The organism is Defluviitalea raffinosedens, from assembly GCF_016908775.1.
Classification (GTDB): domain Bacteria; phylum Bacillota; class Clostridia; order Lachnospirales; family Defluviitaleaceae; genus Defluviitalea; species Defluviitalea raffinosedens.
In genome coordinates this window covers 98,309-113,067 of sequence record NZ_JAFBEP010000004.1, presented here as the reverse complement: position 1 = coordinate 113,067, position 14,759 = coordinate 98,309, and the positions used below count along the sequence as shown (strand labels likewise).

At 33.6% G+C, this 14,759-nt stretch carries 13 protein-coding genes; all 13 read left to right on the top strand.

What is annotated here, in order from left to right:
• Position 1: 1 nt before the first annotated feature.
• The 13 genes from JOD07_RS04865 (at position 2) to JOD07_RS04805 (ending at position 14,514) form a co-directional block, all read left to right on the top strand.
• Positions 2–1,402, top strand: a complete 1,401-nt coding sequence (locus JOD07_RS04865; RefSeq protein ID WP_158738930.1) for a UDP-N-acetylmuramoyl-tripeptide--D-alanyl-D-alanine ligase — start codon at positions 2–4, stop codon at positions 1,400–1,402.
• Positions 1,403–1,406: 4 nt separating this feature from the next.
• Positions 1,407–2,366: a phospho-N-acetylmuramoyl-pentapeptide-transferase gene (mraY, locus tag JOD07_RS04860; protein WP_158738931.1), complete on the top strand. Its 960-nt coding sequence runs from the start codon at positions 1,407–1,409 to the stop codon at positions 2,364–2,366.
• A 32-nt stretch (positions 2,367–2,398) separates the two neighbouring features.
• Complete coding sequence (gene murD / locus JOD07_RS04855) at positions 2,399–3,769, top strand: UDP-N-acetylmuramoyl-L-alanine--D-glutamate ligase (protein ID WP_204612566.1); 1,371 nt, start codon at positions 2,399–2,401, stop codon at positions 3,767–3,769.
• A gap of 5 nt (positions 3,770–3,774) precedes the next feature.
• The gene (ftsW, locus tag JOD07_RS04850; protein ID WP_158738933.1) at positions 3,775–4,926 is read left to right on the top strand and encodes a putative lipid II flippase FtsW; all 1,152 of its coding nucleotides are present in this window, start codon (positions 3,775–3,777) and stop codon (positions 4,924–4,926) included.
• 120 nt (positions 4,927–5,046) lie between these two features.
• Positions 5,047–6,300 (top strand): UDP-N-acetylglucosamine 1-carboxyvinyltransferase, encoded by a 1,254-nt coding sequence (gene murA / locus JOD07_RS04845; protein WP_158738934.1) that lies wholly within the window; start codon positions 5,047–5,049, stop codon positions 6,298–6,300.
• 36 nt (positions 6,301–6,336) lie between these two features.
• Positions 6,337–7,077 (top strand): cell division protein FtsQ/DivIB, encoded by a 741-nt coding sequence (locus JOD07_RS04840; RefSeq protein ID WP_204612564.1) that lies wholly within the window; start codon positions 6,337–6,339, stop codon positions 7,075–7,077.
• Positions 7,078–7,236: 159 nt separating this feature from the next.
• Positions 7,237–8,358, top strand: a complete 1,122-nt coding sequence (gene ftsZ, locus JOD07_RS04835; protein WP_204612562.1) for a cell division protein FtsZ — start codon at positions 7,237–7,239, stop codon at positions 8,356–8,358.
• A gap of 214 nt (positions 8,359–8,572) precedes the next feature.
• A complete protein-coding gene (gene spoIIGA, locus JOD07_RS04830) occupies positions 8,573–9,502 on the top strand; it encodes a sigma-E processing peptidase SpoIIGA (protein WP_158738937.1) in 930 nt (309 codons plus the stop codon).
• A 24-nt stretch (positions 9,503–9,526) separates the two neighbouring features.
• Complete coding sequence (gene sigE / locus JOD07_RS04825) at positions 9,527–10,264, top strand: RNA polymerase sporulation sigma factor SigE (protein WP_158738938.1); 738 nt, start codon at positions 9,527–9,529, stop codon at positions 10,262–10,264.
• An 85-nt stretch (positions 10,265–10,349) separates the two neighbouring features.
• The gene (sigG, locus tag JOD07_RS04820) at positions 10,350–11,123 is read left to right on the top strand and encodes an RNA polymerase sporulation sigma factor SigG (RefSeq protein ID WP_158738939.1); all 774 of its coding nucleotides are present in this window, start codon (positions 10,350–10,352) and stop codon (positions 11,121–11,123) included.
• Positions 11,124–11,255: 132 nt separating this feature from the next.
• A complete protein-coding gene (locus JOD07_RS04815) occupies positions 11,256–11,519 on the top strand; it encodes a YlmC/YmxH family sporulation protein (RefSeq protein WP_158738940.1) in 264 nt (87 codons plus the stop codon).
• A gap of 183 nt (positions 11,520–11,702) precedes the next feature.
• Positions 11,703–12,164 carry a transcriptional regulator NrdR gene (gene nrdR / locus JOD07_RS04810; RefSeq protein ID WP_158738941.1) on the top strand — a complete coding sequence of 154 codons (462 nt, stop codon included), beginning with the start codon at positions 11,703–11,705 and terminating at the stop codon, positions 12,162–12,164.
• 19 nt (positions 12,165–12,183) lie between these two features.
• On the top strand, positions 12,184–14,514 hold the full coding sequence (locus JOD07_RS04805) for an anaerobic ribonucleoside triphosphate reductase (RefSeq protein ID WP_207756826.1): 2,331 nt from the start codon (positions 12,184–12,186) through the stop codon (positions 14,512–14,514).
• Positions 14,515–14,759 lie beyond the last annotated feature (245 nt).

Below are 14,759 nucleotides of genomic sequence, written 5' to 3'. Positions count from 1 at the left end.
AATGGAACCATTGAAAATAAATGAAATTGCTTCTGCAGTAAAAGGAAAACTTATTCAAAATCAAATAAGATCCGATGAAAATGAAATTGTAATTACTGGAGTATCTACGGATTCTCGAAATATATCCGTTGGAGATCTATTTATTCCTCTTACAGGCGAAAATTTCGACGGCCATGATTTTATTCAACAGGCTTATGAAAAGGGAGCAAAAGCTTGTTTTTCCGAAAAAAATGATTTTTTGCCTCCAGAGGGTAAATTCTTGATACAAGTAGAAAACACTAAACAAGCTCTTATGGATTTGGCAGAATATTATAGGTCTCTTTTTTCTGTACCTGTTGTTGCCATTACAGGAAGTGTGGGCAAGACAAGTACAAAGGATATGATTGCTTCGGTATTAAGTCAGCATTATAAAGTATTAAAAACTCAAGGCAACTATAATAACGAAATAGGGGTACCTTTGACTATTTTCCAATTAAATAAAGAGCATGAACTCGCAGTCATTGAAATGGGAATGAATCATTTTGGGGAAATTCATAATTTAAGTAAAATTGCAAAACCTGATATTGCAGTGATTACCAATATAGGGGTTTCTCACATAGAAAATTTAGGAAGTCAAGAAGGAATTTTACAGGCTAAAAGCGAAATATTCGATTATCTCAATAAGGATGGCTTAGCAGTTTTAAATGGTGATGATGCTTTTCTTAGAACTTTAAAAGAGAAAATTCCTATTGAAATTGTTTATTTTGGATTGGAGACCACTAACCAGGCATACGCAAAAAATATCCGATTTCTAGGAATAGATGGAACGGAAGCTGATTTTGTTTTAAATGAACAGGAAGTTCATGTGCAAATCCCTTCTCCTGGCAAGCATATGGTTTATAATGCTCTTAGTGCTGCTGTGATAGGCTTAAAATTAGATTTATCACTTGAAGAAATTCAAAAAGGTATTTTTACATATCAGGCTTCTAAAATGAGGATGGACATATTAAAAACAAAAAAGAATCTATGGATTATTAATGATGTTTACAATGCCAGTCCTCAGTCCATGAAGGCAGCTCTTGATGTGCTTAATGAAATTTCCAAAGGAAAAAGAAAAATTGCTATCTTGGGTGATATGTTAGAAATGGGATTTTACTCTGAACAGGCCCATAAAGAAGTAGGTGAATATGCAGTCCAAAGCAATATCGATTATTTGTTATGTGTTGGCACTGAGGCAAAGCATATAGCACAAGGAGCAATCCATGCGGGTATGGATAAAAATAGAGTGATGACATTTTGGGATCAAGATACCTTATGGGATACTTTAGAGCATTTTGTTGAGTCAGAAGATACAATATTGGTTAAAGCATCCAGAGGGATGCATTTGGAAAATACTGTGGAAAAATTAAAAGAGGTGGAATAGTAGCATGTATTATAATGCAGCAATTTATGCCGCACTCATTGCATTTTTAATTAATCTTATCTTGAGTCCGATTTTAATTCCTTTTTTGAGCCGATTAAAATTTGGACAGTATGTAAGGGATGACGGGCCTAAAAGTCATCTGAAAAAGGCCGGAACTCCTACTATGGGCGGCATTATTATTCTTATTAGCATCATTTTAACTTCTATCTTATTTTTAAAAGATAATATGGATGGATTGGCAGTTTTATTTGTTACAGTGGGATTTGGTATTGTTGGCTTTGTAGATGATTTTATTAAGGTAGTTATGAAGCGCTCCTTGGGTTTACGAGCATATCAGAAAATTATTGCACAATTGATCATTACAGGATTTTTTGGATACTATCTCTTGAATTCGACGAATATCGGGACTAAAATTATTGTTCCTTTTTCAGGAGGAATGGTAATAGACTTAGGAATATGGTTTATTCCTTTTCTGATTTTTGCTATGTTAGGTACAGTCAATGCAGTGAATCTGACGGATGGCCTTGATGGTTTGGCTTCAAGCGTAACAGTATTGGTGGCAACATTTTTTACTATTGTAAGTTGGGGAGAAAACAGCAGTATTCTTCCTATTGGAGCAGCTGTAGTAGGAAGTTTATTAGGATTTTTGCTTTTTAATTCCCACCCTGCTAAAGTTTTTATGGGAGATACGGGGTCTTTGGCATTGGGAGGATTTGTTGTATCTACAGCTTTTATTTTAAAAATGCCCTTATTTATTATTATAGTAGGTTTAATTTATGTTATCGAAGCTCTTTCAGTGATGCTTCAGGTTGGTTATTTTAAGATGACCCGTAAAAGAATTTTTAAAATGGCACCGATCCATCATCATTTTGAGTTGTCTGGATGGACAGAAACGAAAGTTGTATCTGTTTTTTGCATCATTACGGCAGTGATGTGTTTATTTGGATTATTAGGCGTCCAGTAATTTTGAATCTTAAACTTCGGAGGACTTTAAATATGGAATGGCAGAATAGAAATATATTGATTATAGGTATGGCAAGAAGTGGAATTAGTTCAGCCAAATTATGTTCCAGATTAGGTGCAAAAGTAAAAATTCAAGATATGAAAAAGCGTGAAGAGCTTATTCCGCTTATGGAAGAAGAAATCAATCTGTTGGAAAGCATGGGTATTGAGCTTATCTTAGGGGAAGATCCAGAGCCAATCATAGAATCCCAAGATTTAATTGTCTTAAGTCCTGGAGTACCAACGGATTTAGAGTTTCTTCAAAAGGCAAAGCAAATGAACATACCCGTATGGTCTGAAATAGAACTAGGTTATGTTTTGTGCCCTTGCCCGATTATTGCAATTACAGGCACCAATGGCAAGACCACAACAACTACTTTGGTAGGAGAAATTATGAAAGCATATCATCCTGATACCTATGTTGTAGGAAATATTGGAACGCCATTTACGGATAAAGTTGAGCAAATGAAACAACAGGATTTTGTTGTGGCTGAAATCAGCAGTTTCCAGCTGGAAACAATACATACTTTTAAACCTAAGGTAAGTGCAATATTAAATATAACTCCTGATCATTTAAACCGACATAAAACCTTTGAAAATTATGTATCTGCTAAAGAAAGAATTTTTGAGAATCAAGACAGTGATGATTTTTGTGTTTTAAATGAAGAGGATGATATTTGTAGAAAAATGAAGGGAAAAATGTGTGCCCAAATCATACCCTTCAGCAGAAAAAAAGAATTAGATGAAGGAGTATTTGTAAAGGATGACGAAATATACGTAAAATGGAATAAAATTAATACTGGTATTTGCAAAATCAGTGACCTGCAAATTTTGGGAGATCATAATGTTGAAAACGCTTTGGCAGCAACAGCCATTACGATTTGCATGGGAGTACCTGTTGAGATTATTAGAAATATCTTAATTGGTTTTAAAGGCGTAGAACATAGAATAGAATATGTTGATACAATAGATGGAGTACAATACTATAATGATTCTAAGGCTACCAATGTTGACGCAGCAATTATTGGAATCAAAGCAATGAAAAGGCCGATTGTATTGATTGGCGGCGGAATGGATAAAGGAGCGGATTTTACAGAATGGATTGACGTATTTCCTAATAAAGTAAAGTATCTCATTTTAATAGGAGAAACTTCTGATAAGATCATTCAAACTGCCCATGAAAAAGGTTTCTTTAACATAAAGAAAGCCTCATCCATAAATGAAGCTGTAATTTTGGCAAAGGAAATTGCAGTGAGTGGAGACTGCGTTTTACTTTCTCCGGCATGTGCCAGCTGGGATATGTTTAAGAGTTATGAAGAAAGAGGAGAGATGTTTAAACAAGCGGTTTATGCTTTGAAAGGGTGAAAGAAATGGAATCTGCGGTATCCCGAAAATCCCAAGGACGAATAAAGGGAGCTAAGGAAAAAAGAATTAAAGCAATAAGAACCCAATGTGATTTCACCATTTTGTTTACCGTAGGATTGCTGGTATTATTTGGGCTGGTTATGATTTTTAGTTCGAGTTATTACTATGCTTTAAATCATTTTAATGACATGTACTATTTCTTAAAAAAGCAGGCACTTTGGTCTGTCATTGGTTTTTCAGCCATGATTTTTATGATGAATTATGATTATAAAAATATTAAATTGCTAGCGATTCCTGGGTATATTGTTTCTCAAATTTTGCTTGTACTCGTGTTATTGATTGGGCAAAAAGTCAACGGATCAAAGAGATGGCTTTTTGGATTTCAACCTTCGGAGTTAGCTAAACTTACAATTATTTTCTTTATGGCTCTTATCATCTCTTATAACAGAAATAAACTGAAGAAATTTTCGGGATTATTATTTTATTTAATATTTGTAGCAATTCCAGTTGTTTTAATTGCTATACAAAACTTGAGTACTGCAATTGTTGTTCTATTTATTGGAGTTGCCATGCTTTTTGTAGCGAGTCCTAAGATTTGGCACTTTTTTGTGTTAGCTTTACCGGTTTTAGGCGGAGGGGCTGCTGCGGTAATGCTTCCACAATTTGCCTATAGATTAGACAGAATTCAAATCTGGAAAAATCCATGGATAGATCCCACTGGTAAAGGATACCAGCCCATTCAATCCCTATATGCAGTAGGCTCTGGGGGTTTGTTTGGATTAGGGCTGGGGGAAAGCAGGCAAAAACTTGGCTTTATTCCTGAGGCTCATAATGACATTATTTTTGCTATTGTATGTGAAGAATTAGGATTAGTTGGAGCAATAGCTTTGTTATCTTTATTTTTAATTTTGATTTGGAGAGGTATAAAGGTGGCTATAAACGCTCCTGATTTGTTTTCATCTTTAGTGGCGTCGGGAATAGTATGCATGATAGGGATACAAGTTCTCATTAATGTTGCAGTTATTACAAAAACAATTCCTACAACCGGAATGCCGTTGCCTTTTATCAGTTATGGAGGATCGTCGCTATTGTTTACTATGTCTGCTATGGGGATATTGCTTAATATATCAAGATATTCTAAATTGAATAAGTTATAGAATTCATTGAACTCCTGAAGCTTGATGGGATACTTGTCCAGGTCTGTCACAACTTATATTATTATGCATACTATAGTTATATATAGGCTTACCTGACAGTTTCAGGAGGTGTCTTTCTTTATGGGCAAATTTTATATAGATGGAGGAAAGCGGCTTGAAGGAACACTGCGGGTCCAAGGAGGAAAAAATGCAGTACTTCCGATATTAGCCGCAACAGTATTGAATGGGAATATAAGTTATATTCATGATTGCCCTCAAATATTAGATGTTCTTACGATGATCAGTATTCTTGAAAGAATTGGGTGCAACGTGAAGTGGGAAGGTAAAACCTTGATTGTTGATTCCTCTACTGTTTCCTCCTATGAAGTACCGGAAGACTTAGTAAGAGAAATGCGTTCTTCGATTATTTTATTGGGTTCTGTGCTTGGAAGATATAAGAGGGTTATTATCTCCTATCCCGGTGGTTGTCCATTGGGCCCCAGACCGATTGATTTGCACTTAAAAGCGTTAAGGCAATTGGGTGTTCAAATTAAAGAGGAGCGCGGATTTATTATTTGCGAAGCTTCAAAATTAACTGGTGCAAAAATTCATTTAGATTTTCCCAGCGTAGGAGCTACAGAAAATATTATGCTTGCAGCATCTCTGGCAGAAGGGACAACGGTAATCTATAATGCAGCGAAAGAGCCTGAAATTAAAGATTTACAGGATTTTTTAAATGGTATGGGTGCAAAGATTTCGGGAGCTTCAACTGATGTCATTTATATTGAAGGAGTAAAAACTTTAGGTAAAGTAGAGCATAAAGTAATCCCTGATCGGATTGTTACTGGTACCTATCTTGCAGCAGCAGCAATTACAGGAGGGGAAATTGAACTTACTAATGTTGAACCCAATCATATACAGGCAATAACATCTAAATTGAGAGAAATTGGATGTACTCTTATTGAAAAAGAAAACAATATTTACTTAAAGGCACCAAAGCAACTAAGAAGTGTGGATATTGTCCGTACTCAACCATATCCCGGATTTCCGACAGATATGCAAGCACAAATGATGGCTTTATTAACAATTGCTTCAGGAACCAGTATTATTACTGAAACAGTATTTGAATCGAGATTTAAGCATGCGGAAGAGCTCATGAGGATGGGAGCAGATATAACTATAGAAGGACGTACAGCAATTGTTAAAGGTGTAAATGAACTCACAGGAACCGCGGTTCATGCAAAAGATTTAAGAGGTGGTGCGGCTTTAATCATGGCAGGATTAGTTGCACAAGGAAGTACAGTAGTTGAAGGAGCAAAGCATATTGAAAGAGGATATGAAGAAATTGATAAGAATCTTCAATTATTAGGAGCCAGTATCCGAAAGATCAATTAAAGCAATGATTTGAAGTGAAAAACGAAGGTGAAGCAAATGGGAAGAATTATACCAATTAATAATGTTCAAAACCAGCCCAAATTTACAAAAATCGTACTTATTATGGTTTTAGTTGTTGTGTTTTTCCTTTTATTTTTTACTTCTCCGCTTTTTTCAGTTCAAAAGATTGAAATAAGGGGAAATGAGCATTACTCAGAAGAGCAAATCCTTGAAAAAATAAATTTTCATTTAAACCAGAATATATTTTTGTTTCAACAAAAAAAAGCTGAAAAACTGCTGTGTAAAGATCCATATATTGAATCGGCAAGTATAGAAGTAAAATGGCCCAATCATGTCAGAATTCAAATTGATGAAAGAAAAGTGGTAGGATATGTTCCTTATGTAGGGACATATCTTTATATAGATAAAGATGGACGAGTATTGGAAACATCACCTACTTATAAAGATCATCTTCCAATAGTTCAGGGGCTGGAATTTGATCATTTTGAAATTGGAGAAATTATTCCGGTTAAAAATAAAAGTTCTTTAAATATAGTGGCAGTGATGGCACAGATGATGTTAAAATATGATTTGCTTGAAGATATTATAAAAATTGATGTAAGTGATCCAACCGATACGCATGTATATGTAAAGAAATTGGACGTATCTATGGGTAACATAGAAGAATTTGACAAAAAAATACAGTGGATGATTCAAATTATGAACGTGTACGATATGGGTAAGGTGGATCTGAAAAACATTGATAAAGGGCGAGCGGTTTTTTCACCGTTAACTTAATAAGTTTTAATTTAGAATAATTTATTATTGAATAATGCATAAAAACCAATTATTATATAGTTAATTGGAATATCCACTTAAGATAAATTTACATAGAAAATCATTGAGTTTTAGTGTATAATAAAACATTATGGAATGTTTAGCGAAGGGGGATTAGCTGTGCTGGAATTTGACATGAATCAGGACCATGTGGCACAAATAAAAGTAATTGGCGTAGGCGGTGGAGGGAATAATGCCGTTGATCGAATGATAGAAGAGGACTTAAAGGGTGTAGAATTTATTACTGTAAATACCGATCGGCAGGCATTAAGTCGTTCAAAAGCTACGGTAAAAATTCAAATTGGTGAAAAAATAACCCGAGGATTAGGTGCAGGTGCAAATCCAGAGATCGGTACCAAATCTGCAGAGGAGAGTCGTGAAGAAATTATTGAAGCGATAAAAGGTGCTGATATGGTATTTGTTACAGCTGGTATGGGTGGAGGAACTGGTACTGGAGCGGCCCCTGTGATAGCAGGTATTGCAAAACAAGAAGGAATCTTAACAGTAGGTGTTGTTACAAAGCCTTTTGGCTTTGAAGGCCGTAAAAGAATGTTGAATGCAGAAAAAGGTATTGCAGAATTAAAGCAAAACGTTGATACTTTAATTATTATTCCTAATGATAAGATATTGCATATTATTGATAAAAAGACAACTATTATTGAAGCGTTTAAAAAGGCTGATGAAGTTTTACGTCAAGGGGTCCAGGGGATTTCTGACTTAATTTCCAATCCTGGTATTATTAATCTGGATTTTGCAGACGTAAGAACTATTATGTCTAATAAGGGAATAGCACATATGGGAATTGGACGAGCTTCTGGCGAAAACAAAACGGAAGTAGCTGCCAAAGCAGCCATCCATAGCCCATTATTAGATACCAGCATTGATGGTGCAAAAGGTGTATTAATCAACATTAGTGGGGGATCCAATCTTGGTTTGCTTGAAGCAAATGAAGCAGCTAACCTTATTCGTGAAGCTGTTGACCCTGAGGCAGAGATTATTTTTGGAACAACTATTAATGATGATTTAGGAGACGAAGTGATTGTAACAGTAATTGCTACTGGTTTTGAAAGCAATTTTGGAAGTACGATTGGAAGTACGATTAAAACACCTACTCCTAAAAAAGAAGAAACGATCGTACAGCCTCAAAAAGAAATTATTACAAATCCACCTATTTCTTCGGAAAAAGTTGACGAACCTAGTTTTATTGATATTCCTATCTTTTTGCAAAGAAGAAGAAGATAATATAGAATGTTTATCGCATAAAATGGGACAATTCACTATGATTAATTAATATGTATTTGTATTGCATAAAAGGTATAACTTTGTGTTATATCTTTTTTTTATGCAATCAGACGATTTTACAAAAAATGGTACGATTATTATGTATAATAGTTATATGTACATCATAGAAAGAATATAAATGAATAGTAGTATTATAAATGGGGGAAGTATAACCATGGAACGACCATTTCAAATAGAAATATATGCGGATGTTGTATTCTTTCTTAATCTTGTAATGGATTATTTTATTTTATGGATCGTAAGCAAAATCATTAAGAAAAAAGTATCTTTTAAAAGACTTCTTTTAGGAGCTTTTTTAGGCGCACTTTTTTATTGCCTGATGATCTTTATTCCTATATTTAGAACAACATATAACTTAATAGGCATAATAGGATTGCCTATGATTCCTTTAATGATCACCTATAAACCCCAATCTTTAAAAAATTTAATTAAACTTTTTATCCTATTTCATGGAACAGCTTTTGCCCTTGGAGGAGCTGGGATTGCACTATTCTATTACTTAAATATCGGAAAGGTTATTCAGGATGCTTTCCAATTTAAAATAGAGAACTTTCCTATAGTGTTATTATTTGTTTCTTGTGTTTTATCGTATTTCTTTATAAAAACGATATGGTCTTGGATTCGTAAATATACTACGAAAGAAGGGACCTTATATCGCATCAAGATTTCCTTTAACGGACAGCAAATTGATGCCAGTGCGCTTCTCGATACGGGAAATGCACTATATGATCCTTTTAGTCAAAGCCCCGTTATTGTTGTAGAATTTTCTTCAGTTAAAGCATTTTTACCTGAATCCATTCAAAAATTGTTTTATGATAATAAAGAGAATGATTTAAGTCTACTTACCCAATCCATAATTCAAACTCCTATCAAGGCTAAGTTAAGAATGATTCCTTTTTCAAGCTTAGGCATGCCTAATGGTATGCTTGTGGGCTTTAGACCGGATCAAGTTGAAGTTATAGAACATGATAATACTTCTACAGTATTAAAAGATGTAGTTATAGGAATATACAATCAAAGACTTTCAAAAGACAATAGGTATCAAGCATTGCTTCATCCAGATATATTTCATAACATCGCATAAATGTAATTGATAGGGGGAAATAACGTGAAAGTGATTTATAAACTTAAATTTAGACTTTATTTTTATTGGAATAGATTATTAAAAGCCTTAAATTTAATAGAAGAAGATTTCATATATTACATTGGAGGCAGCGAAATTCTCCCTCCACCTTTAAACAAAGAAGAAGAAGATTCTCTTATTAATCAATTGGGAGGAGAACAGGACTTATATGTAAAATCAGTTTTAATTGAAAGGAATCTAAGACTGGTTGTTTACATAGCGAGAAAATTTGAGAACACAGGAATAGGTGTGGAAGATCTTATATCTATTGGAACTATAGGACTTATAAAGGCAATTAATACTTTTAAACCAGATAAAAAAATTAAATTGGCAACCTATGCATCACGATGTATTGAAAATGAAATTCTTATGTATTTGCGAAGAACGAATAAATTAAAGACAGAGATTTCCATAGATGAACCCCTTAATGTAGATTGGGATGGCAATGAATTATTATTGTCGGATATATTAGGTACAGATCCAGATATTATATATAGAAGTATTGAAGATGAAGTTGATCGTGATTTATTAAATAAAGCAATGGATAAGCTTTCGAACCGTGAAAAAGAGATTGTAGAACTGAGATTTGGCCTTACGGCAGAAGGCAAGGAAAAAACACAAAAAGAGGTTGCAGATTTATTAGGGATTTCACAGTCATATATATCAAGGTTAGAGAAAAAAATTATATATAGATTGAGAAAGGAAATAAATAGAATGCATTAAGCCAAATTCAACCAAATGTATAATTTAGTTCTCTCTGGCAATCATTTTTAGTAGGTAGAATTTTAACTATACTGGAGGGAACGGTATGGCAATTAACAAAGTAGAAATCTGTGGTGTAAATACTTCAAAACTGCCTGTTCTTAGTAATGAAGAAAAAGAAGAATTGTTTAAGAGGATATTAGAAGGAGATCAGGAAGCCAGGGAATCATATATTAAAGGTAATTTAAGATTAGTATTAAGTGTTATACAAAGATTCAATAATCGTGGAGAACATGTGGATGATTTATTTCAAGTGGGTTGTATAGGATTAATTAAAGCAATAGATAATTTTGATGTCACACAAAATGTTCGATTTTCAACTTATGCAGTACCAATGATTATAGGAGAGATCAGAAGATATCTAAGAGATAATAATTCTATAAGAGTAAGTCGATCTCTCCGTGATACGGCATATAAAGCATTGCAGGTAAAAGAAAAATTAATGAATCAAAATTCCAAAGAACCTACAATTAGTGAAATAGCTGAAGAATTAGGAATTCCAAAAGAGGATGTTGTATTTGCACTGGACGCAATACAGGATCCTATTTCCTTATTTGAACCCGTTTATCATGATGGCGGTGATGCTTTATATATTATGGATCAAGTCAGTGATAATAAGAATCAAGATGAAATGTGGCTTGAAAATATTGCTCTTAATGAAGCTATGAAGAAACTTAATGAAAGAGAAAAACATATCCTGTCGCTACGCTTTTTTGAAGGGAAAACTCAAATGGAAGTTGCTGAGGAAATTGGAATATCTCAGGCTCAAGTTTCAAGATTAGAAAAAACTGCACTTAAACATATGAGAAAATATATATAATGCACTTATATTCAGTCAAGAACGCATATAAGATGACAGATCATCGTCTTAATGCGTTCTATTGTTTTGTAGAGTTATTCAGAATAATCTTTTGAATATAATGTAATATAGTATTTTTAGGGGGTATTGGATTTGGTTAGAATTTATGATATGAAGCAAAAAGAAGTAATCAGTACTATAGATGGTTGCCGATTGGGATATATATGTGATATAGAAATTGACTTAAATGAAGGGCGAATTAAAAAAATTATTGTACCTGGGCCCGGAAAACTCTTGGGGTTTTTTGGAAAAGATATGGAATATCAAATTCCGTGGAGCAAAATAAGAAAAATTGGTGAAGATATCATTTTAGTTGATGTTACAGGTGATGATGTTTTAGTTGAATCGGAATATTAAAAACGATGGAAAAAGGTAGTAAAAAATAACTAGCTTAATACTATGAAAAATATTGACCAACAATATTTTGTGGATTATACTTTAATATACACAAAATATTGTTTTATTTTTTGTGTAAAAGTTTAATTATAAAAGAATGATCCTGGTATAGGATTTAAATATGATTTTGAAGGAGGCGACAAAATGAGGTGTCCATTTTGTAATTGTGAAGACACCAAAGTAATCGATTCCAGGCCGGCAGAAGAAAATAATTCTATTCGGAGAAGAAGGCAATGTGAAAATTGTGAGAAACGTTTTACTACTTATGAAAAAATAGAGACAATTCCAATTATGGTCATTAAGAGAGATGGAACAAGAGAGTTATTTGATCGTAACAAAATTTTAAATGGAATTGTAAAGTCATGTAACAAGAGAACGATTCCTCTTCATCAGATGGAAAGTATTGTAGATGATATTGAGAATATGATATCCAATACACTTCAAAAAGAAGTAAACAGTACAGAGATTGGTGAATTAGTTATGAAAAAATTAAAAGAGATCGATGAAGTTGCTTATGTCAGATTTGCTTCTGTATATAGACAATTTAAAGACATCAACACTTTTATGGAAGAGTTAACCAAGCTATTACAGGAAAAAAATAAATAGGGGGATTTTTAGAGTGCTAATGCAAATTAAAAAACGCGATGGAAGAATTGTAGAATTTAATCAAGAAAAGATTGCAAGAGCTATTTATAAAGCAGCCATGTCCGTTGGAGGTCATGATTACGAAACAGCAAAGCAATTAAGTAATGATGTTCTTGAATATCTGATCCGTATTTTACCTGAAAATGAACTTCCAGACGTTGAAATGATACAAGACTGTGTAGAAAAAATTTTAATTGAGAAAGGTCATGCCAAAACCGCAAAATCATATATTTTGTACAGAGCAGCCAGAACAAAAATCAGGGAAAGTCAAACAAGACTGATGAAAACATACCATGGAATTACATATGCAGAAGCTGAAGAAAATGACCTGATGAGAGAAAATGCAAATGTAGACGGAAATACGGCTATGGGAGCTATGCTTAAATATGGGTCAGAAGGTGCTAAAGAATTTTATCATCTTCATGTTTTAAATCCTGAACATTCAAAAGCTCATCAAGAAGGGAAAATACATATACATGATTTGGATTTTCTAACTTTGACACTAACATGCTGTCAAATAGATATTATCAAATTATTTAAAGATGGTTTTTCAACAGGGCATGGTTACTTAAGAGAACCACAGGATATATTCAGTTACGCAGCTCTTGCTGCAATTGCTATTCAAAGTAATCAAAATGATATGCACGGAGGGCAGTCCATTCCTAATTTCGACTATGGATTAGCTCCTGGGGTGGCAAAAACATATATAAAACTATATAAATCTAACCTGGGGAAATCCCTGGAATTTTTACTAGACCTTTCTGCTGAAGAAGCCAAAGAAATAGCTAATAAAGGTATAGATGAAACCATTATGAAAACAGGTTTAAAACCTCAATTGGAGATGAACACTGAATATTTAGATACAGAATTAGAAATACTTAAAAATCTGTTAAATATAGATGATATTCAAATAATAAGAAAAGCACAAAATTTTGCTTCAAAGCATGCAGCAAAGGAAGTAGATGAAAAAACATTTCAGGCAATGGAAGGTTTTATTCATAACCTTAACACAATGCATTCAAGGGCAGGAGCGCAAGTTCCTTTCAGCAGTATAAATTTTGGAACGGATACGTCACCGGAAGGCAGGATGGTTTCTAAAAACTTTTTATTGGCAACCGAAAGAGGACTTGGAAATGGCGAAACTCCAATATTCCCCATATCCATTTTCAAGGTAAAAAAAGGAATTTCATTTGAAAAAGGAGATCCTAATTATGATTTATTTAAATTGGCTTGTAGAGTTAGCGCTAAACGACTTTTCCCTAATTTTAGTTTTTTAGATGCACCTTTTAATAAAATTTACTATGATAAATATGGTACTGAGGGAGAAGTAGCGTATATGGGTTGCAGAACCAGAGTGATCGCTAATCACTATGACCCCAGTAAAGAGATTACTTATGGAAGAGGGAATTTAAGTTTTACATCTGTGAATCTACCTTATATCGCAATTACATCGAAGGGAAATGTGGAGGTCTTTTTTCAAAAACTGGATGAAACCATCGATTTAGTAATAACACAATTATTAGAGAGATTTGAAATCCAAGCAAAGAAAAAAGTTAAAAACTTTCCATTTTTAATGGGACAAAAAATATGGATCGATTCTGAAAAACTTGGAAGGAATGATGAGATTAGGGAAGTTATTAAACATGGTACTTTAACAATGGGATTTATTGGATTGGCTGAGGCATTGAAAGCGCTTATCGGCAAACATCATGGAGAATCCGAAGAAGCACAAGAATTGGGGTTAGAAATAGTTGAACATATGAGAAAACGTATGGATGAAGCTTGTGAAGAATATGGACTTAATTTTTCTTTGATTGCCTCTCCTGCAGAAGGATTGTCTGGAAGATTTACTGCCATTGACAAAAAGCGTTTCGGTATCATAGAAGGCATAACCGATAGAGAATACTATACCAATTCTTTTCATATTCCCGTATACTATCCAATATCTGCATTTGACAAAATCAGATTAGAAGCTCCTTACCATGAATTATGTAATGGAGGCCATATTACGTATGTTGAGTTAGATGGTGATCCTCTAAAGAATTTGGAAGCATTTGAAACGATCGTCAGAGCTATGGCTGAATCAGGTATAGGCTACGGTTCTATAAATCATCCGGTAGATCGTGATCCTATATGTGGTTATACTGGTATACTTGATAATGAATGTCCTAAGTGCGGACGTAAAGATGGAGAAGATGGTGTTTATTTTGAAAGAATACGTCGTATTACAGGCTATCTGGTAGGAGATTTAAGTAGATGGAATGATAGTAAAAGAGCAGAAGAAAGAGACAGAGTAAAGCATAGTATATAAATATTTTCAACTCATAGTTTAAAAGAGCTTACATTATTACATATAGTACGTAAGCTCTTTTAATTATATCCAATTTTTTATCTCAAATTATTCAAGATCAAGCGCATACAGGATGCTTATTGTATTTTAAGTATAGAATTTTAAGCCAGTTATATGCGTTGAAAAAATTAAGTTTTTGTTGTTGACTTTGACATTATGGGAAGCTTTATAATGATATTAACAGTTAACTGTTATTAATTAATTGG